Consider the following 19,063-nt stretch of genomic DNA (forward strand, 5'->3'; position numbering starts at 1 on the left):
ATTGAAGAAGGGCATCAAAATCAAGTAGTTATTGACAAGATTTTAGGTATATAACGGCACATTCTTATTGAACTAAAGGGTGCGTTGATCCAAGAAGGATTAACCACCTTTTTTTCTAGAATTCCTTATCAAACAAACGGGGCAGGATAGTTAAAAAAGGGGTAGCGTCAGGAAAACGCAGATTTACGCCGATAAGTAATTCTGAATTTAGGAGCTGTTGTACTTGCAGTTCCTTCTGAGAAGTAAGGTATTATTAATCGAATAAGTAGTATTATAAGCCATCTAACCTACATACAACATTCTGGAACAATCCGATAAGAGGTTGGTCCTTTTTCCATTTATACCTTAGATTATAGAAGGTCATAAAAATCCAATATTTTTTCAAACCAAATGAAGGTTAGCTACGTCTATTATATGTGAGAGGGTGATAACAAGATGAATGGACTAAAACAACTGGCGGTGACAGATGAAAGTATGTTGCTTGAGAGAGAGGAAATAATTGATCAATTAATGCAAGAATATAGCGATGATATCCTGCATCTCGTATATACATATGTTAAAAATCGAACGACAGCAGAAGATTTAACGCAGGAGATATTTTTAAAATGTTATGAAAAGTTAAATCAGTTTAATCAGCAGGCAACACTAAAAACATGGGTATATCGTATTGCTAGTAATCATTGTAAGGACTACTTAAGAAGCTGGCATTATCGCAAAATAACGCTTAGCGATAAAATTTTGGATTATATACCTTCGAAATCAAAACAGGTTGAAGAAGAGATTATCGCGAATAGTGAAGAAAACATCTTAACAAATGCTGTCATGAATTTACCTCTAAAGTACAGAGAAGTAGTATTTCTGCATTATTATGAAGAACTATCTTTAGCCGAAATAAGTAAGATTACGACAGTAAATATAAATACAATAAAAACTAGATTAAAGCGTGCAAAAGAATTATTAAAAGACAAGATGATCGAGGAGGTTTAGGAGATGAATGATCCATTTACTAACCTGAAGAGTTCGATGAAAAAATCAATTTTCAAGGATTTTTCTTTTTCCAATGAAAGAAAAAATGCAGTGAAAGAATCCATTCGTATGAGACAATCTCAATCACAATTTCATTCTTGGAAGATAGAAACCATCATAGCTATATTAGAATCGGTTCAGCATGAATCAAAGGATGGCTACAATATTTCTACCCAACTTTTTCAAAAAAATGAACGTACTTTCCAAAAAAATGAAGGGCAGCTTTATTCACTTCTACATCTACTAGAAAATAAAGAAATTCTTACTTCAAAATGGATAAACAAAAAGAAATATTACTCCTTAAATTCCAAAGGGGAAAAATACTTAGCTACCTATAAACAAGATAAATCAAAACAAGAGTTATCCCTTAAACACTTACGAGAGGAGGCGTCCTTATGAGTTCTCCCAAATTTGAAGAATTTTTAAGTAAAGTAACGTCCAAAGTGAAATCTAAGGAAGCCCACAACATGATAAAAAAAGAGCTTATTCATCATCTGCAAGAGTTAAGTCAATCTTACAAAAAGAGAGGGTTTTCTAAAGAGGATGCAGAGGAAAAGGCGATTCAAGAAATGGGAAATCCATTTACCATTGGGGAGAGATTAAATCCCCTACATAAGCCGAAAATGGATTGGGTTCTAATTGTTTTATTTGTTCTTTTTGCTGGTATTAGTTTTCTCCCGTTAGTTGATGGGATTCCTGAATTTTCCCTATCAGGTACCTATTTTATGGGGAGACAGGCGATTTGGTACACCCTGGCTATTCTTGTAATCATTGGATTCCTTTTCTTTGATTACCAAAAATTAAAGAACGGATGGATTTACTTTTATGCGATAGGCCTATTGATCCATATATATCTTCATCTTTTTGGAATTATGACCAACGGAGCAAAGAAGTGGGTTTCCCTCCCAGGCCTGACGGTCGATGGAACCATGATGAGCTTATTTTTCTTTTTTCTTGCTTGGGCTGGTATTTTTAACAAAATAAATGAGTTTCGTAGTTGGAAAAAACAAGGTTTACTTTTTGTTTTATTTTGGATTCCCATCTCGCTCTACATGATGGTGCCAGACTTTATGGTTAGTATTATTTACTTCTTCTGCATACTTGGGATGTTTGCTTTCGCTCGAATCCATAAGAAATTAGCTGTAAATCTGACCCTAACAAATCTATTGGCTGGTATTATTTTCATTATTATGTTCTACATGACCTCACGTCAAAGTTATTTGTTAACTAGATTATCTGCTTTTATAAACCCTACTGCCGATTCAAATGGAGCAGGATATATGTATAAGGCGGTTAGGAATGTCCTTTCAGAAGCGGGATGGTTCGGTAACGGACTTTCCAACGAGTTGAATTTTCAATTGTTACCAGAAGCACATACAGATTTTGCTTTTCCCTTCCTCGTCTATTCTCTTGGTTGGGCTTTCGGATTCGTTCTATGTTTGATCCTACTGATATTTATTTCAAGGATCTCAAAAAATGCGTTTAAAACAAAGGACCTCTATGGGAGATTGATCGTAATAGGTGGTGCTACATTGTTTGCGGTTCCTACTACCTGGAACATCTTGATGAGCTTTGGAGTCGTGCCTATAATGGGGGTTTCTCTGCCTTTTATTAGTTATGGAGGCAGTGCGATACTCTTTTACGCTGCTGTTTTAGGACTCATTTTAAATGTTTATCGAAGAAAAGATCTTGTAGAACCCACGATTGCAGATGAAATTAAAAGTTAAAGTCGAACATGTAATTGCTGATAAAAAGGGCGACAGCTAAAGTAATAGTTGTCGCCCTTCCCTTATTGAACTATCGGGTGCGTTAATCCAGGAAGGATTAACCGCCTTTTTTATTGAATTCCTTATTAAGCAAACGAAGCAGGTTACTTTAACAAGGGTTGCAACTTGTTCGGTGGGGAAACGTATAAAAAACTAAGCACCATCCTTAATCATAGAAAGGATAGATTATGACGGATTTGAAGAATAAAGATGAAAAAGAAAAAATTACCTTACCAAAACGTATTTGGAATTTTATGTGGGGGGATTCCCCACTGCCAGAGTTACTCAATATCAATACCAAACTGAGTCCATTCGATAAAATTCTCAATTATACCTGGTTCGTTTTCTTAATAATTTCAATTGGAACCTCTTTGCTTTCTATACGTATACCTATGTACTTTATCATTACGCTTCCAATTCTAATACTTGCATTGTGTTGTATTATAATCTTGTTCCGTAAAGAGTTTGGAAAACAGCGTTTTATCCACCTTGCTATAACAATTTTTATGATGTTATTATCACAAGAATGGGTTGATTTACCTTCCTATTTAAAAAATGATTATAAAATTGTTGAGGGAATTCCGACTAAATTTGAGTTTCATATGCCTCGGACTGGTCCACGACATTGGGAAGTCGTTGTGGATGGTGTTAAGTTCTCTATGCCAGAAAAAATTAAGGGTGAATCTTCCGAGCGATGGTTTGTAATACATTACCTCCCTCAATCTAAATTTATTATCGATTATAAAATCTTAACAAAGGCAGAGACACGAACAGAACTACAAACACTTAAATAACTTGCTCTTCTTCAGCTAAAGGGGTGCAATAGTGAAAAAGGCAGCGGAAGTATCCGTTGCCTTTTCACTCTATTTCTAAAAATATTTTCTATACAATTCTCTTCTAAGGCTTCCACTTAACTGAGCATAAATCCTAGTGGTCTCACTTTTTTCGTGCCCTAGTAAACTTTGAATAACATCAATGGGAGCACCGTTATTCAAAAGGTGTGTAGCATAGCTGTGGCGTAGTTGATGTGGATGGATTTCTTTGTTGATCCCTGCCCGACTTGATATTCGCTTTATGATGTACCTCATCTGTCCAATACTCATTCTATGCGGGTGCCGTTCAGTAACAAAAATAGCTGGGTCTTTATCCTGACGAAGGTCTAAGTATCGTTTGAGCCAGATTTCACACCGTATATTAAAATAGACCTCCCTTTCTTTATCTCCCTTTCCAAGGACAATGGCAGAACGATTTGACCAATTAATACAATTTATATCAAGAAACACAATTTCACCTATTCTACAGCCTGTTGAAAACATAAATTCAAATAATGCTTTTTCCATTGTAGTAAAACAGGCTTCCCTCAAATGTTCAATTTCTTTTTCCGTTAGGAATTTTGGAATCCGTTTGCCTTGTTTAGGTTCTTTGATTTTCACAGCTGTATTTTTCGGTAGATGCCCTTCCTCGTGTGACCAACGAAATATCGATTTAATGAATCGAATTCGATGAGCTAAACTTGATGGCTTTAGGTGTTCACTGGATTTTGCTAAGTATTCCTTCAACTGATCAGTAGTCACAGATTCAATATTCACATCATTAAAGTGTTGGATAAGTAGCTTAGATTGGAGCCTATATGCTTTTAATGTCTGAGGAGAGAATCCTTCAATCCTTTTATCCGATTCATAAAGTTCCCAGGCTTTTGATAATAACAAAATAATTCCTCCTTATCGGTTAAATTAGAGGAATTATTGCCTTGATTATAGAAATGAAAACGGTAGGTATTGAACTATCGTGGCAGTTTAGTTGAAGGAAGGATATGGTTTTTTATGGTAGTATAAATTAGACGAAACTAAGGGGGCTAACTATGGAAGGGTTAGACATATACGATTGGTCAAGATTAGTTTTTATTACTTTTATTATTATATTAATTGTTATTTCCATAATTTTATTGGTTCAGAGTAAACGAAACAACATTGTTAATGGGTTTACAATTACTATTATTTCAATAACTTCTATAATTGTTTCTGGAATTAACCTAATTATCATTGGATACATAGCTGATGAATTAAATTTAGCAGGAGACTTTATTTCTTCAAATTCGTTTCTTGTAATTTTAGGGTTAAGCATACTTAATTCGTTTATTTATTTTAAAAAGAAAAACAGAAATATTAGTGCTTAATAAATGACTTAATATATATACAGAATTATTTGTTCTTAAAGTAACGGGGGCTTTTGTTGAATAAAGAAATTAAGCCCCTCTCGAAGGACGAGAAGGGCTTTTTAAATTAAAATCGTTTAAGTCTAGACAATAGTTACACTTTTCTAATAAACCTAATATGAATTGGTAGTATAATACCAAAAGCAATAAGAAACACAATAATTGAAATTAACCAATTCCATCCTTTATATTTCATATACCCAACATAGACCATCCCAAATTCTATTAAAAGTGATATTATAGTGAAACAGATTGTCAATTTCCATTTATTTTTCTTTGTAAGGAAATTTAAATAAAGTATTGCAAGTGAGGTAGGTATAAAGGTATAACTGAGAATATCTCCAAGTCCAGCTTTTTTCGGGTCCCCTATATCAAAAAGGTCGAAACCCCTGGCAAGTAAACCATCGCTAAACCAAGTAACCAACCCTACAACCCCAAATGTAATATAGATTTCCTTCCAAGAAATATTTTTTTTGGGGATTATCAAGGCTGTTATAGCAAATAAAACACTTGCTGCAACAGGAAACCACAATCCCTTTGCTCCTAAGTCTAAATTTTTTATAAATTCCTGCATTTAACTTTACCCCTTCTAACTTCCCTTTAACTTTATATTTTATTTTTAGCTATTGGAAAGGGTTATATACTGTTTGGAATAATAAGATATTTAATGTGCAAAACAAGTAGATTGTGAACAATTATACTTAAGCTAACGAAGGAGGATAGTTGAACAAAGAATAAGTGATATTAGCTGGTAAAGCTAATGTATTTGTTGAATTCCTTCATAAATAGGTGGTATAAAATGGAATAAAAAACCTTAATATCGAAAGATCCCAGTGAAAAAGCACTAGGTGAACAAGCTTTACTAGAACGTTAGTTGTCAAAATGATATTTAGTAATGTATTTAAAGTAAAGCAGGTGAAGCCGCAAAATGAGGCTCCACCTGTTTAATTTTTATTTGTGTAATTTTCAAAAGCTCTTTTAAACGACTTTGATATATCGTACATACACGTTCGTTGTCAGCTTGTAGCTCTTGGATTCGTGTATTGAGCTGAGCTTGTTATTTCTCTTAGTATTTTTTACAAGTGCATGTTCTAAAACTAGTTCATTATGCCTTGATGGAGGGAAGTGGTTTGCTTGTCTTTTAGCTGTTCTTCAGCCAGATGGATTAGATAGATGCTATAGCTTCTTTTAAAATATCATAAGAACGAATTTGTTTCTTTTGATCAAATATATGGGAGTTAACCATTAATTCATCTGCGTGATACATGGATTGAAATTCGATTAACTGAGATTTAATAGATTCTTTATCACCTTTAATGATAATGCCCATTTGTGACTTAATAATTTGTTGTTCCTCAGTGCTTATTAAATTATCCAAATTTTGTACTGGAGGTGGTACTGGTGTGTTTTTTCCTGTCATTGTATTTAAAAATAATTGAATCATTGTCGAAAATTCAATTTCAGCTTCTTCATTTGTATCAGCTGCCAACACATTCATACCTAAAATAACATACGGCTTTAATAAAAATTGAGACGGTTTGAATCGAGCGCGATACAATTCCACGGCTTCTTGCATTTGAGCTGGTGCAAAGTGACCCGCAAATGAGTAGGGCAGTCCTAAATCAGCTGCTAATATGGCTGAACTTGTAGATGAACCTAAGACATATACAGGTACATTCGTGCCAACACCTGGAAATGCTTTTACACGACCTTGTTGATCTTCAGGACCAAAATACGTTGTTAGATCTCTTACATCATTTGGAAACGAATAAATCGATTCATTTCTTGAACGTCGTAAAGCTTGCGAAGTTAAGCTATCCGTACCAGGTGCACGTCCTAAGCCTAAATCAACTCGGTCTGGATACATGATGGATAGTGTACCAAATTGCTCAGCAACAACTAAAGGTGAGTGATTTGGTAGCATAATACCACCTGCTCCAACACGAATCTTTTTTGTGTTTTCTAAAGCATGTTTAATTAAAATAGCTGTAGCAGAACTAATAACAGACGGCATATTATGGTGTTCTGCAATCCAATAACGTTGATAGCCAAGTTTCTCCGTAGCCTGTGCTAGTAGAACCATTGATTCGATTGCTTCTTTTGGTTCTTGGCCTTGGCGTATTGGTACTAAATCTAACACAGATAATAGAGGGATATTTAATTCGGACATGTCTATTTCTCCTTTACGTATCAACTTGAAATAATTATTGTAGTGCTTTTTCTTTTAACACTTCTAAATCTGATTGATTAAAGTGATATAATTCGTTATAAAAATGACAATGCGTCCCTGTTTTCCCGTCTTCTTGAATTATTTTATCTAATTCACTTACACCAAGACTTACAAGGGCATTCTCGATTCGATTACGTGAATAAGAAAAATCAAATTGAACTAGTAAGTGTTTCATAATTGTGAGTTGTTTTTCACCAAGCACTAGCTCTAGTAGCTTTTCTGGAGTCGTACCCTTACTTTAAGGAATTTAAATGAACTCAAAAAATTATTGGCTATTACAAGAAAAACGGATTAAGGAAAAATTAAAAGGCACGAGCCCGATACAATATCGAACTCATGCCCAGCTAGCTGCCTGAAATAACTGTGTCCAACTTTTAGGGGTCACTTCATAATCGTGTAATCGGCTTTTCTTATTTAACTAACAGCAGGATTTTTTATAATATACATCTCAATCTATAGAAAGTACCCCTTGATTTACAACAATTAGCAGGATAATTAATCTTAATTTATTCTAATCTGGTCTTTATGTTTTTCTACAAACTCTCTAAATGAAGTTAATTTGATATTGTAAGTTTTCAACAAATCAATATCTACATTATAACCAGCTACGTTATCCCATTGCTGACCTCGTATACTTAATGGATGATTTCCTTGCTCTTCTGCTTCTTCAATACTAAGTGTTGAGATTTTAATCTCTTTTCCTGTTACCTCCGAGATGATCTCGGCAATTTTATTATATGACAGCGATTCGGCAGCTAACTCAATATTATGTTCATTGAATTTTTTAGGGTTTGCAAAGGCAGCACAAACAAAAGAAGCAATATCTTCAGCTGCAATGTGATCTATACGTGTATCCGCAAACACAACAGATTTTATTTCCCCCTGTGTTAAATGAGGAAACATGAACTCAGCTTTTTCAGTGAAATTCTCCATAATAAATGCTGGTTTCACGATAGTCCATGAAGAAAAGCCTGATGAACGAACAGCTTCCTCTATATCCCACTTATCTGTCCAATATTTTTCAAACCAATAACCTGTTCCCCATTCCGGGAATTCAGTGTATCTGCTTGTGGCTGCAACGGAAGTATGCACAAATTGTTCTACGCCACTTTTTATTGCACTTTGGATTAATGCAAAAGCCTGTTTTCTCTCTCTATCCGTTTCAATGGTATCCACTCCAGAAATCGGCACAGAAAAAACAGCATCGACATTTTTCATAGCATTTTCCAAAGAAGATGGGTCATCGAAGTTACCTACTACAGCTTCTGCCCCTTTATGAATAAGTGCCTGGGCTTTAGAAGAATTTTCATCTCTAACTAAAATACGAACTTTAAATCCCTGTTTTAATGCTTCATTTGCTACAACACCGCCTTGTAATCCAGTAGCGCCCGTAACTAAAATCAATTTTTGATTGTTTGAATGCATGTTTATATCACCTTTCGAATGTAGATTTAAGTTTTTTTAACTGTAGATTTTCAATTTGGCGTGTTTTTGCCTCCTCAAAATTCTCTCCAACATTTACCATAATTCCGATGAAAAATTTTCACTTCCTTTGGGTTTAAAACAATTTCATTACATACTTTATTTAAATTGTTTCTGTTTGCTGACGACCTGATTCATTATCACAACAATCGAATATATCCTAGAGGTATCATTGCTGCTAATTGGAAATCCTCTTAAACTCCACCAGCTGGAGATAAAAGGTTGACCCTGGGCAGAGGGTAGAATTGTTATACGGATGATGTTATTTATTGAGTGTTAAAACAACCCCAATTTTTTCAGTTTCTCGAACAATTTTTAGAATTATAGTAAATGTGGTAATATAACTTTATTATTTACAAACGATAATAACAAGTACTATCTTTTTTAATAGATACTATCATTTTTGGTAGTAATGAGATGTTAACCTGTTATTTTAGGAGGAAAACTTAATGACTAAAAATACTAAATACTACACACCTGACTGTGGTTTAGCAAAAGTTCAACAAATGTTAGGAGGTAAGTGGAAACTGGTACTACTATGGTATCTTTCAGAGAAGCCAAGACGATTTGGGGAGATCCATCGATGTTTTCCTGAAATTACTCAAGCCATGTTGACCAAGCAGTTGAGAGAATTAGAGCAGGATAAATTAATCCATCGTGAAGTGTTCAAGCAAGTCCCACCTAAAGTAGAGTATTCCTTAACAGATTTAGGATTAAAATTCTTCCCAATTATAAAAGCAATGAATGATTGGGGAGAGGAAAATCTAGAGGATTGATATTTTTCAAATAGCTAACTCTCATTGGAAAATAAACCACGCTATAGTTTGTTTGACGAGTTCTTTAAAATATTTTATTATTCTAATTCCTTATTGAAGTATTGGGGATTAGAGTTAAAAATATATAGCTGTCATTATGGCAGCTTTTTTTGTTTTTTTTAACTGAGAGCATTTCCTTGTAACTAGAACAATTTAAATAGACAAAGATGTGAAAACATTCTCTTAAACTAAAGGGGCAGCATTCATAAGTGTGGGTGAAAATGGTTAGTTTGTGAATTGTTACACTTAAACTATCGGGTGCTTTAGCAAAACAAGAAATAATAATAAATACACAAAAGAAACACCGTGCTAATTACGGTGTCTTTTTGTGTGCGATTTAACCCGTTATTTCCCCAACTATCTTAAGTTACCTTGGAGAGACCTAGATTAAATAAGACAAAGGAAAAAGCACCCCCTGAAGCGTATATTAATAATACGTAACTCAGGAGGTGTTTTCTTATGGGGAAGAAAATTGCATATTCAGAAGAAGTTAAAAGGGCAGTTGTTGAGATGAAGTTAAGTGGTGAGTATTCTAATCGTGAAATTATGGACAAGTTTGGTATCACCAATGTTACACAGGTTAAAAGGTGGGTGAAGTGGTATTGTGAAGGGCAACAATATCGCTTAGCACAAGGGATTGGTAAACAATACAGTTATGGTAAAGGTGCTGAGGAATTATCCGAAAATGAGCAATTAAAAAGAGAAAATGAGTTCTTAAAGGCACAATTAGAAATTTTAAAAAAGTACCAAGAAATCGAGAGGAGTTGGTTCTAGAAGCTGTAATCGACTTAGTAGAAAAATTAAAAGATAAAAATAGTGTAGCTTTACTTTGTAAATCTTTAGAAATACCTAGATCAACTTACTATAGGTGGAAAAATCAGAAGTCAAAAGGTAAAACTGAACTTGAAGAACAAATTTTTGAAATTTGTAAACGTCATAAATTTCTAATTGTCCATCGGACAGTCAGAGCCTGGCTAAATCGTGATTATAAGAGAAAGGTTAATCGTAATACTGTACAACGGATCATGCAAAAATATAATCTGCAATGCCGGGTTAAGCCCATGATGGAACATATAATAATAGAAGATGATTTAGGAAAGGGAAATTGGTTCTTGAAATATAATGTAATTGAAATAAAAAGAAGCATAATTTAGATGCTTCTTTTGCGGGTAAAGTAGATGTCCTCCTCAATAATATTTAGGCTAATCTAATTTTATAATGAACTGCCAAGTGTTAAATATTAAAATTATATTAGCTACCTTCTAAAGAAGACTCTATGATTCTTCCCATTTAATTAAAGATGGGAGGGTAATCTATATACCAAAAAAGATTATGGTTACCTGGCCGTTCCCAGTGCCAGCGTCAGCCATACTGAATTGGTTTGTTCCGTTATTTTGGGAACCGCCGCCGCCGCCGCCGCCAATATCCACAATAGTACCGCCGCCGCCGCCGCCGCTAAAACCGCCGCCGCCACCGCCAGAAAAAATGCTTCCGCCGCCGCCACCGCCAAAGCCGCCATTATGAGTTCCATTTTGTCCTGTACCACCTGCACCGCCAGCAAAGATTGATGTCCCACCAGTAGCTACTGCACTATTTTGACCATTTCCTAAAGGTGGCGGGTTAATCCCTGCACCTCCAGCACCAGCATTCAGAGTTGGATCCTGGGTCCCACCGTTACCACCAGAGCCACCGGCGGAACCGGGATTTCCACTAGTGCCGCTACTTGTAAGTGACGCATCAACTCCATCATTTCCGACCGCTATACTGGCGCCGCCGCCGCCGCCAGCTGCAACCAGAAGGTTAGCTGCAGTGATAGATCCGGCGCCCCGCCAAACAAAACTGCCCCCTCCGCCGCCGCCGCTAGTAGTACCAGGGAAATCTCCAGGCCCTGTTTGCCCCTGTTGGCCTACCAGTATACTCAGCGTTTCTGAAGGTGTCACAGGGAAATCACCACGGATTAATGCACCTTGTCCATTATTAGAAGTTCCTGTTCCTCCCGCGGCACCTATTGCCTCGATTCTCGCTAGAGTTGCACCTGCAGGGACAGTAATTGTTTCAATAACACCTGTAAAGTTAAAAATTTGTTGTGATAAAAGAACAGGTGGAAGATTTGGAATAAGATCCAACACATTTTCAAACTTGAACTCTAGAAGCATTTCCTTTTTAATAACGTCCCTAAGAGTTCTTCGAACACTGGTGTTGACATCAAGCAGATCTCCTACTGAAACCTCCGCAGGTGAAAATGTGACGCCTGTATCATCTAATGTTCCTAAAACAAATTGAAGCTTCTCAGCTTCTGCATTCATGATGTGAGCCAGCGCTAATTCTTCCAAAGCAATGGAACTTAGAAGCAAAGGAACTGTTTGTCCAACTGTAACCGATATTAACGGAGTGATATTGGGAATATTAGGGAAAGACATTTTTGAATTCTCCTTTCAAGCTTTGTTTTATTTAACAACACTTTTATAATTCTATATAGAATATTCATATAGTGATAAAAGGACTAGGTTGTATTCCTAGGGCAAACGATGATTTTATTGCCGAAGGCCATGCTTATTTTAGTAATTTTGCTGCTCTCCTTAGTAGTGATGCTCAAGCCTATTTTAGAGGATTACCATGGAAAAACTCTCCTCACTTTTAAGTTTAAAGAGTTTAGGATTGTGAAAAATTGTACTAAAGTTACGGGTGCGTTAATTGATTAACGCATTTTTTTGTTGAAGTTATTATACGAACGTTTCAGGATTGTTTAATAAAAATTGAAAAGTAGGAAATACTAATACCTTAAATTTAGAATAGAATTGAGGCAAAAAATTGGTATTTTTGATACGTTTAGTAATTGTCCTAATCTTGTTAAATTGTTACCCAATGCCTTCTTTCAGGTGACAGCGTGACAGAAAGTTCAAGAACTGACGGTTTTTGCTACATTAGCCAGCAATTTGTTTTGATTTATAAATACTCCTTTACAAGAATATTCTCTGTGTGTGGTATATTGAATCAGAAGAAAAAGTTTATTATATAAAAGGGGTTGAAATAGAAATTATGAACGAAGAGGTTACGAACTTTATTTAGAATTTGGGAACACCTTGGCAAATTGAACTCTCTAACCGTTTGAGAGAGATGGTCCACCAAACCATACCCATGGTTGAAGAGCGTATTCAATACAAGAAGCCTCATTTTCTGAAGAACGGTCACTATGCAGCGGTGATTTCCCCATCGAAGAATGCGATCGCTTTCATGATTATGAATGCGAAAGGACTAGAATTCCTGAAGGGCTTCGAGGGTCCGGAGGAACGCAAGTGGATCAAAATTAAAGAGGGAGATACTCCTGACTACACACTACTATCTACTCTGCTCACTCAGGCCACCGAATCACTCCAGTGAAGCTTGAGCATTTGGATCAATACTTGGTGATTCAGAAATAATGAAAAAAAAATAAAAACTGATCAATTAACTATCAAGACCCCTGTCTAAATAGTAAAAAGTAATTTGACAGAGGTCTTTTCTTTGTTCAAATCCTTACATGAATGTTAATAATTAAGATATGGACTCCCTAATCACGGAAATTTTAATACACCGTTTCTGTCCATTTCACATTTTCACTTATTGTAACGCGTCCGTTGTAATAAAAAATAGTAGTGTAGGATTTTTTTATTTAGATCTTTAGCAGTCGGGCGCTTATCTTTAATAAGAGGGCGTCTTTTTGTAATGCCTCAACACATTTAAGAGATTGATCTTGTAGGGTAATGAAAAGATTGTGAAGATTTCCACTTAAACTATTGGGTGCGTTAGTTTAAGACTAGAGGGGCTGCTCTAATGAAGATAATTGGAGAAGATAATGTGAAGATAGATATGGTATTTGATTATGAGATAGGTAATGATTTAACTTCAAATATACAAGAATTGTTAAGCGAATGTTTTCAAGAAGACTTTCCAAAAAACAGAATTTATTTCAAACAATTACCTCATTTTAGATTTGTAGTTTTTAACGACAAAAATCAACTTGTAGGACAGGTAGGAATAGATTACAGAGTGATGAATCTTAACGGAAATCCTATAAGAGTGCTTGGTCTAATTGATTTATGTGTCACCCAAAACACTCGCTCACAGGGGATAGGTTCGATGTTACTTTTAAAAATTGAACAGTTTTGTTGCAATAGAAATATTGATTTTTTATTGTTATTTGCTGACAACAAAACGTTGTATTTAAAAAATGGGTACAAGTCAGTTACGAACAAATGTAAATGGTTAAAAATTGACCATATAAGTCAAATTACAAGGGATATAGGTTATGAAGTAATTGATGGATTAATGATTAAAGAAGTTGGTAAGTCTGGTTGGAGCGAAGGAGATCTAGATTTTTTAGGCTATCTTTATTAAGCTACCATGAAAATTAACTTCTGTGACATTCGAAAAATGGCAATACTTAAATAGACGCAGCTCATTCATCTTTTTAAAAGGGGAGAGCGTCTGATCTTTGGTGGTTATATATTTGTTTAGTGGATTAGGAAGCCTCTGTTATTGTAACTGTATAACCTAAGTTTTCTAGTCTTCGAACCGAATGGCGTACAATTGAAACCTGTCTTTGTTTATCGAAGTAGTCTTCGCCTAAGTCTACATACATTTCTTTTCTAGTTAACAGGTAATATGCGATTCGCAATATCGCATGGGCAACTACTATAGCTGCTCTTTTTTTGCCTTTTCGTCCTGCTGTTCGACGATACAATGCACCAAGATAGTTTTTTGAACCCCTGACTGATTGAGCTGCTTCAGTTAATGCTGATCTTAAATACTTATTTCCTTTTTTAGTTTTAGTTGATTTTCTTTTCCCAGCACTTTCATTATGTCCAGGTACTAGGGCTGCCCATGAACAAAGATGAGCCGCAGTTGGAAATTGTTTTTTAACATCAGTACCGATTTCAGCTAGGATTTGTTCAGCCATTCTTCTGGCGATTCCAGGAATCGAATCCAGTCTTTCAATATCTTCTTCATAAGAGCTAACTCGTTTGGCTATCTCTTGATCTAACATTTCAATTTGCTCAGTTAGGAAATCAATGTGAGTTAAAATCGTTTTGAGCATTAATCGTTGATGTGGGTTAACATAGCCCTGAAGTGCTAATTCAAGTTCTTCTTTTTTCTTTTTCATTGTACGACGAGCGAAGTTTGCTAGTTTCTCAGGATCATCCTCGCCATCGGCTATAGCTCGAAGCATATCCTTTGAGGAAACACCCATAATATCAGATACAACTGAACCGAGTTTGATATTGGCTCCTTCTAAAACTTTTTGAACCCGATTATGTTGTCTTGCACGTTCTTCTATAATACTACGGCGATAACGGACAAGTTCTCGAAGTTCCCTTTGAGTCCGATTTGGAATGAAACTAGCTTTGAGTAAACCATGGCGAAGAAGTTGTGCAATCCATTCGGCATCTTTAACGTCGGTCTTACGACCTGGGAGTGCCTTCATATGTTGGGCGTTCACAACTAAAAACTCAATTCCTTCAGATTCTAGTAGATTAACAATAGGTTTCCAATAAACACTTGTACTTTCCATTGCGACATGGGTGCATTGATGTTCCTTAACCCAGTCTATTAACTTGAGTAGAAAAACTGTTTTTGTAGAAAACGTTTGAATCTCCTTTCCATCAGGTGTCAAAATACACGCAGTGATATTATCCTTATGAACATCCATACCACATGCTCTTTCAATGATTACATCCATTGAAGTTCTTCCTTTCTAGGCTTGTAAGATTGGGGGCTGGTGCAACAATCAGAATAAGGATTAATCTACCATGAGTGCTTCCCGTAAGGGAGCGACAGTTTGTGATGCACCATGGTCGTTGGAGTCAGACTAACGGATGGGCTCTAACGCACCAAACTTAAACGACCTTCCTCTCCCAGCCTTAGAACAAGTATGGACGGATTCAATACATTTTCATTCTTTGTGGTGAAGAGCTTTTTTTTAGCGATTCATGGATGGCTAACGGGTCCGATAGCTGAATTGGGAGTTGTCGATACGGCAGCTCTTATTGCTTATTGTGCTAACGGGGCAGGTGTGCGGCCGAGCATAGGTCGTATCATATAGCGGGTGGGATTCCCGTCGAGTAAGAACTAGCCATTCGCTCGTAGCGAGTCTTGAAGGACTAAAGGTAACTTTAGTCTTTAAGCGTAGACAGTTAGGTGGCGGGCCGAAAGCCCAAGGGTTGAAGGGATTGAGCTCCATAATGTTAGAAAATCGAGAGGGCTGATGACATACCTGCGTTCAGAAAGCTACATTTTATCTTTCGTTAATGGCAAGAAGGGTAAAACCTCTCTGGGGTCAGAGACCTTGGCACGTTACACATTGATATGATACGGCAACTCGGGAGACCCTACCGGTCTTTTCTTATTTTAATAGAAGAGTATGGTCTACAAGTGATAAAAAGCGAGGAAACCAAATGCCGTGTAGGGAGTCGGATAGCAGCGTAGTACCAATGAAGTTGGGTAATGCCGATGGAGGAAAGGCTAGCTACCAGTTATCACCCTTACTAGGGACACATTTACTACACACAGAGGTAGGTATAAATAAATGGAAACAAAACTACTAAGGATAGCAGAATTAGCAAAATCTAATCCTAAAATGAAATTTACATCTCTTGCACATCTTTTAGATAAGGAAGCATTAATTCAATGCCATCTTGAACTACCCAATAAGAAGGCAACTGGGATTAACGGTACTACTAAAGAGCAATACGATGAAAGTTTAGAAGAAAACATAGAGGACTTAGTAAGTAGGCTCAAAAGCAAAAGTTATCGTCCTGTTCCAGTAAGACGAATGTATATCCCAAAGCTCAACTCAAACAAGATGAGACCATTGGGAATACCGGAACAAGAAGATAAAATTGTTCAAAAAGGCATTACGAAAATACTAAATGCCATCTATGAAAATGACTTTCTAGACTGCTCATTTGGGTTCCGTCCAAATAGAAACTGCCACGATGCACTGAAAATACTGAATCATTATATTGAGAAGAGAGCAATAAGCTATGTAGTAGATGTAGATATTAAAGGCTTCTTTGATAACGTTGACCACAAATGGATGATGGAATTCTTGAAACTCCGAATCACTGACACTAACCTACTGAGACTAATCAGCAGGTTTCTTAAAGGTGGATACATGGAGGAAGGTAAGAAATACAAGACAGACAATGGTACACCGCAAGGTGGAGTGATATCTCCGATATTAGCCAATGTCTATCTCCATTACGTTCTTGATCTATGGTTTGAAAAAGTGGTTAAGAAACAATGTAAAGGCCAGGCGTATATAGTAAGATACGCAGATGATTTTGTTTGTTGTTTTCAGAATAAAAGTGAAGCCGAGCAATTCTTTCATTCATTAAAAGCGAGATTAAAGAAATTTAACCTAGAAATAGCCGAGGATAAAACTAAAATAATTCCCTTCGGACGGTTTGCGGAGAAGAATGCAAAACGTGACGGAATTGGCAAACCGGGTACCTTCGACTTCCTTGGATTTACTCACTATTGTGGGATAAGTAAGCACGGGAAATTCCGAGTAAAGCGGAAAACGAGCAGGAAGAAAGTCCAAGGCAAACTAAAAGGAACTAAAGAATGGCTGAAGAATAATAGGAATAAAGATATTCATATGATTATGGATAGATTTAAACGCTCACTAATAGGTTACTACAACTATTATTGCATCACAGATAATACCCAAACTGTTAACAACTTTAAAGAGAAAATCGAATGCTTACTATACAAATGGCTAAACAGAAGAAGCCAAAGGAAATCCTTTACTTGGGACAAATTCAGGCTCTTTCTTAATAAATATCCACTACCTTCACCAAGAATCAAAGTGAATATTTATGATTTAAGAAAAGAAATTAGCTATATTCTGTGAATGATAATTTGGAGGAGCCGTGTGCGTTAATAGCGCAAGCACGGTTCTGTGAGGGGGAGGAACACAATCTACCGTAAGGTAGAGAGGTTCCTTTCTACTCGACTAGTTGAAGATTGGTTGTAGTTATCAATAGAAAATTGAACGAAGCTTTTTCCTTGAACTAAGCAAAAAACCTCTCCAAATTCCTGTTAATTTAGGAATTTCACGAGAGGTTTATTTTATATGTTGCTCTTCGAAAAATATTTCCGAGTATCTTTACGTATTTGTTTGGGTAAGACACGATCAAGCTCATCATTTAACCATGACAGTGTTTTATTACGCAAGTAATCACGCATTTTTTCTTCCGCAGAGAGCATAACTAAGTTGATGGTACAAGAGGAGGGAGCTGAACAACAGTTTTCTCTATACAAATAACCATTATCTTTAATATTTTTACATTGAAAAATTGGCTTAGGACCTTCAACTGCTTCAACTACATCCCAAAAGGAAATATCTTCTGGGGACTTAGATAACCTATACCCTCCTTTTACACCAGGGACAGAACTTACGATGCCTGCCTTAGATAATTTACCGAAAACTTTTGAAAGAAATGTCTCAGGAAGTCCTTGGAATTCTGCCAAATCCTTTATCCCAACACTTTCCTTGGAAGGAAGATCAATTAAATAAATCAGACAATGTAATGCATATTCAACTCCGACACTATACTGCATATAAACTCACCTGCTTTTGAATTTAAGGGTTATCAAATTGTATCTTAGGAGTATTTAGAGTGTTAGTCAAATGAAAGAAATCTCTTTTGGATAAATCATATTCCTTTGACAAAAATAATCATAGCATATATTATAGACAATGTTAATCGACGATTAACTTAGTCTTTAATTAGAATCTAAAATTCTTAAAGGGGAAATAAAAATGAACAAAACACTTATCATTAACGCACATCCAAAAATAGATGATACTTCTTCAGTTAGCTTGCAGGTTTTTAACCACTTTTTGAATGCTTATAAAGAAGCTGAAAAAGCTACTTCAAGATTAGCACCTAAATTAATACTGTCTTAAAGGAAAAGAAGTATAAGGAGGTAATTTAATTGGAACAACGAGTTGATTATTACAATGTAGCACCAGAAGCACTTAAAATAATGATGGAAATGGAGAAGTATACGAAAACAACAGGTATAGACCGTAAACTCCGTGAACTTATAAAAATTCGGGCATCTCAAATAAATGGTTGTGCATATTGTATTAACATGCATACAGCTGATGCTAGAAAAATGGGAGAAATGGAACAACGTTTATATTGTATTAGTGCTTGGAGAGAGTGCACATTTTACACAGATGCAGAAAAAGTAGCTCTTGAGTTGACAGAATACGTAACTTTAATCCCGACAAAACGCGTGCCAGATGAGCTTTATCAACGAGTACGTGAACATTATGACGAGAGACAATATGTTGACCTTGTACTGATAATTAATCAAATCAACAGTTGGAATAGAATTTCTATTGCAATGGGGAATACAGCAACTGAAAAATAATTACTCTCAGCAAACATCTAATAGTGTTCGTCTCAGATTGTAGAAAAAAGGCATCCAAATGAACCAGTTTGGATGCTTTTCCGTTTTATGCTTATATAGAGCA

20 protein-coding genes and 2 pseudogenes are annotated in these 19,063 nt (G+C 35.9%); 14 read left to right on the forward strand and 8 right to left on the reverse strand.

Translation table 11 applies throughout. The annotated features are described in order from the left end of the window. Positions 1-474: 474 nt before the first annotated feature. The 4 genes from QNH48_RS14165 to QNH48_RS14180 all read left to right on the forward strand — a co-directional run bounded on the left by QNH48_RS14165 (position 475) and on the right by QNH48_RS14180 (position 3,586). Entirely contained in the window at positions 475-987 is a 513-nt protein-coding gene (locus tag QNH48_RS14165) for a sigma-70 family RNA polymerase sigma factor (RefSeq protein ID WP_251518550.1), read from the forward strand. Between the two features lie 3 nt (positions 988-990). Then, a complete protein-coding gene (locus tag QNH48_RS14170) occupies positions 991-1,425 on the forward strand; it encodes a PadR family transcriptional regulator (RefSeq protein WP_283955479.1) in 435 nt (144 codons plus the stop codon). After that, positions 1,422-2,753, forward strand: a complete 1,332-nt coding sequence (locus QNH48_RS14175; protein WP_095252060.1) for an FtsW/RodA/SpoVE family cell cycle protein — start codon at positions 1,422-1,424, stop codon at positions 2,751-2,753. The genes QNH48_RS14170 and QNH48_RS14175 overlap by 4 nt, the downstream gene beginning before the upstream one ends. A 227-nt stretch (positions 2,754-2,980) precedes the next feature. Beyond that, positions 2,981-3,586 (forward strand): hypothetical protein, encoded by a 606-nt coding sequence (locus tag QNH48_RS14180; RefSeq protein ID WP_283955480.1) that lies wholly within the window; start codon positions 2,981-2,983, stop codon positions 3,584-3,586. 75 nt (positions 3,587-3,661) lie between these two features. On the opposite strand, the gene QNH48_RS14185 is transcribed toward QNH48_RS14180, so the two are convergent. Beyond that, entirely contained in the window at positions 3,662-4,501 is an 840-nt protein-coding gene (locus QNH48_RS14185; protein WP_283955481.1) for a tyrosine-type recombinase/integrase, read from the reverse strand. Positions 4,502-4,653: 152 nt separating this feature from the next. Here QNH48_RS14185 and QNH48_RS14190 point away from each other — a divergent pair, with 152 nt between their 5' ends. Beyond that, positions 4,654-4,968, forward strand: coding sequence for a hypothetical protein (locus QNH48_RS14190; RefSeq protein ID WP_283955482.1), 315 nt, complete (start codon positions 4,654-4,656; stop codon positions 4,966-4,968). Positions 4,969-5,101: 133 nt separating this feature from the next. Here QNH48_RS14190 and QNH48_RS14195 read toward each other — a convergent pair whose 3' ends face one another. The 4 genes and pseudogenes from QNH48_RS14195 to QNH48_RS14210 form a co-directional block, all read right to left on the reverse strand. Further along, entirely contained in the window at positions 5,102-5,581 is a 480-nt protein-coding gene (locus QNH48_RS14195) for a hypothetical protein (RefSeq protein WP_283955483.1), read from the reverse strand. 591 nt (positions 5,582-6,172) lie between these two features. Continuing rightward, positions 6,173-7,177: an LLM class flavin-dependent oxidoreductase gene (locus QNH48_RS14200; protein ID WP_283955484.1), complete on the reverse strand. Its 1,005-nt coding sequence runs from the start codon at positions 7,175-7,177 to the stop codon at positions 6,173-6,175. A 34-nt stretch (positions 7,178-7,211) separates the two neighbouring features. Further along, positions 7,212-7,454 (reverse strand): annotated as a pseudogene (locus QNH48_RS14205) (Hsp33 family molecular chaperone HslO); the annotation flags it as partial. 284 nt (positions 7,455-7,738) lie between these two features. Beyond that, positions 7,739-8,662: an NmrA/HSCARG family protein gene (locus tag QNH48_RS14210; protein WP_283955485.1), complete on the reverse strand. Its 924-nt coding sequence runs from the start codon at positions 8,660-8,662 to the stop codon at positions 7,739-7,741. 506 nt (positions 8,663-9,168) lie between these two features. Here QNH48_RS14210 and QNH48_RS14215 point away from each other — a divergent pair. From QNH48_RS14215 to QNH48_RS14225, 3 genes are all read left to right on the forward strand, one after another. After that, the gene (locus QNH48_RS14215) at positions 9,169-9,495 is read left to right on the forward strand and encodes a winged helix-turn-helix transcriptional regulator (protein WP_283955486.1); all 327 of its coding nucleotides are present in this window, start codon (positions 9,169-9,171) and stop codon (positions 9,493-9,495) included. 498 nt (positions 9,496-9,993) lie between these two features. Beyond that, positions 9,994-10,308 carry a helix-turn-helix domain-containing protein gene (locus QNH48_RS14220; protein WP_283955487.1) on the forward strand — a complete coding sequence of 105 codons (315 nt, stop codon included), beginning with the start codon at positions 9,994-9,996 and terminating at the stop codon, positions 10,306-10,308. Continuing rightward, complete coding sequence (locus tag QNH48_RS14225; protein WP_283955488.1) at positions 10,299-10,688, forward strand: IS3 family transposase; 390 nt, start codon at positions 10,299-10,301, stop codon at positions 10,686-10,688. Before QNH48_RS14220 ends, QNH48_RS14225 begins: the two co-directional genes overlap by 10 nt. Positions 10,689-10,847: 159 nt before the next feature. Here the strand turns inward: QNH48_RS14225 and QNH48_RS14230 are convergent, their stop codons facing one another. Further along, entirely contained in the window at positions 10,848-11,954 is a 1,107-nt protein-coding gene (locus QNH48_RS14230; protein ID WP_283955489.1) for an alpha-helical endospore appendage domain-containing protein, read from the reverse strand. A 652-nt stretch (positions 11,955-12,606) separates the two neighbouring features. Between QNH48_RS14230 and QNH48_RS14235 the strand changes: the two genes are divergently transcribed. Beyond that, complete coding sequence (locus QNH48_RS14235; protein ID WP_283955490.1) at positions 12,607-12,915, forward strand: DUF1801 domain-containing protein; 309 nt, start codon at positions 12,607-12,609, stop codon at positions 12,913-12,915. A gap of 432 nt (positions 12,916-13,347) precedes the next feature. Continuing rightward, positions 13,348-13,911, forward strand: coding sequence for a GNAT family N-acetyltransferase (locus QNH48_RS14240; protein WP_283955491.1), 564 nt, complete (start codon positions 13,348-13,350; stop codon positions 13,909-13,911). Between the two features lie 124 nt (positions 13,912-14,035). Here QNH48_RS14240 and QNH48_RS14245 read toward each other — a convergent pair whose 3' ends face one another. After that, the gene (locus QNH48_RS14245; protein WP_283950930.1) at positions 14,036-15,253 is read right to left on the reverse strand and encodes an IS110 family RNA-guided transposase; all 1,218 of its coding nucleotides are present in this window, start codon (positions 15,251-15,253) and stop codon (positions 14,036-14,038) included. A 222-nt stretch (positions 15,254-15,475) separates the two neighbouring features. On the opposite strand from QNH48_RS14245, the gene QNH48_RS14250 reads away from it, so the two are divergent. Further along, positions 15,476-15,616 (forward strand): hypothetical protein, encoded by a 141-nt coding sequence (locus tag QNH48_RS14250; RefSeq protein WP_283955492.1) that lies wholly within the window; start codon positions 15,476-15,478, stop codon positions 15,614-15,616. Positions 15,617-16,099: 483 nt separating this feature from the next. Continuing rightward, positions 16,100-17,428 carry a group II intron reverse transcriptase/maturase gene (gene ltrA / locus QNH48_RS14255; RefSeq protein WP_283951264.1) on the forward strand — a complete coding sequence of 443 codons (1,329 nt, stop codon included), beginning with the start codon at positions 16,100-16,102 and terminating at the stop codon, positions 17,426-17,428. A 218-nt stretch (positions 17,429-17,646) separates the two neighbouring features. Here the strand turns inward: ltrA and QNH48_RS14260 are convergent, their stop codons facing one another. After that, the gene (locus tag QNH48_RS14260; protein ID WP_283955493.1) at positions 17,647-18,138 is read right to left on the reverse strand and encodes an RrF2 family transcriptional regulator; all 492 of its coding nucleotides are present in this window, start codon (positions 18,136-18,138) and stop codon (positions 17,647-17,649) included. Positions 18,139-18,340: 202 nt separating this feature from the next. On the opposite strand from QNH48_RS14260, the pseudogene QNH48_RS14265 reads away from it, so the two are divergent. Both QNH48_RS14265 and QNH48_RS14270 read left to right on the forward strand, forming a co-directional pair. Further along, positions 18,341-18,439: pseudogene (locus tag QNH48_RS14265) on the forward strand (FMN-dependent NADH-azoreductase); the annotation flags it as partial. A gap of 77 nt (positions 18,440-18,516) precedes the next feature. Next, on the forward strand, positions 18,517-18,960 hold the full coding sequence (locus tag QNH48_RS14270; protein WP_283955494.1) for a carboxymuconolactone decarboxylase family protein: 444 nt from the start codon (positions 18,517-18,519) through the stop codon (positions 18,958-18,960). The last annotated feature ends 103 nt before the right edge of the window (positions 18,961-19,063 follow it).

The sequence above is a fragment of the Neobacillus sp. YX16 genome, from assembly GCF_030123505.1.
Classification (GTDB): Bacteria; Bacillota; Bacilli; order Bacillales; family Cytobacillaceae; genus Neobacillus.

Coding starts and splice junctions, on each gene's coding strand:
- QNH48_RS14165 (WP_251518550.1), top strand. CDS start 475: ATGTTGCTTGAGAGAGAGGAAATAATTGATCAATTAATGCAAGAATAT.
- QNH48_RS14170 (WP_283955479.1), top strand. CDS start 991: ATGAATGATCCATTTACTAACCTGAAGAGTTCGATGAAAAAATCAATT.
- QNH48_RS14175 (WP_095252060.1), top strand. CDS start 1,422: ATGAGTTCTCCCAAATTTGAAGAATTTTTAAGTAAAGTAACGTCCAAA.
- QNH48_RS14180 (WP_283955480.1), top strand. CDS start 2,981: ATGACGGATTTGAAGAATAAAGATGAAAAAGAAAAAATTACCTTACCA.
- QNH48_RS14190 (WP_283955482.1), top strand. CDS start 4,654: ATGGAAGGGTTAGACATATACGATTGGTCAAGATTAGTTTTTATTACT.
- QNH48_RS14195 (WP_283955483.1), bottom strand. CDS start 5,581: ATGCAGGAATTTATAAAAAATTTAGACTTAGGAGCAAAGGGATTGTGG.
- QNH48_RS14200 (WP_283955484.1), bottom strand. CDS start 7,177: ATGTCCGAATTAAATATCCCTCTATTATCTGTGTTAGATTTAGTACCA.
- QNH48_RS14210 (WP_283955485.1), bottom strand. CDS start 8,662: ATGCATTCAAACAATCAAAAATTGATTTTAGTTACGGGCGCTACTGGA.
- QNH48_RS14215 (WP_283955486.1), top strand. CDS start 9,169: ATGACTAAAAATACTAAATACTACACACCTGACTGTGGTTTAGCAAAA.
- QNH48_RS14220 (WP_283955487.1), top strand. CDS start 9,994: ATGGGGAAGAAAATTGCATATTCAGAAGAAGTTAAAAGGGCAGTTGTT.
- QNH48_RS14230 (WP_283955489.1), bottom strand. CDS start 11,954: ATGTCTTTCCCTAATATTCCCAATATCACTCCGTTAATATCGGTTACA.
- QNH48_RS14240 (WP_283955491.1), top strand. CDS start 13,348: ATGAAGATAATTGGAGAAGATAATGTGAAGATAGATATGGTATTTGAT.
- QNH48_RS14245 (WP_283950930.1), bottom strand. CDS start 15,253: ATGGATGTAATCATTGAAAGAGCATGTGGTATGGATGTTCATAAGGAT.
- ltrA (WP_283951264.1), top strand. CDS start 16,100: ATGGAAACAAAACTACTAAGGATAGCAGAATTAGCAAAATCTAATCCT.
- QNH48_RS14260 (WP_283955493.1), bottom strand. CDS start 18,138: ATGCAGTATAGTGTCGGAGTTGAATATGCATTACATTGTCTGATTTAT.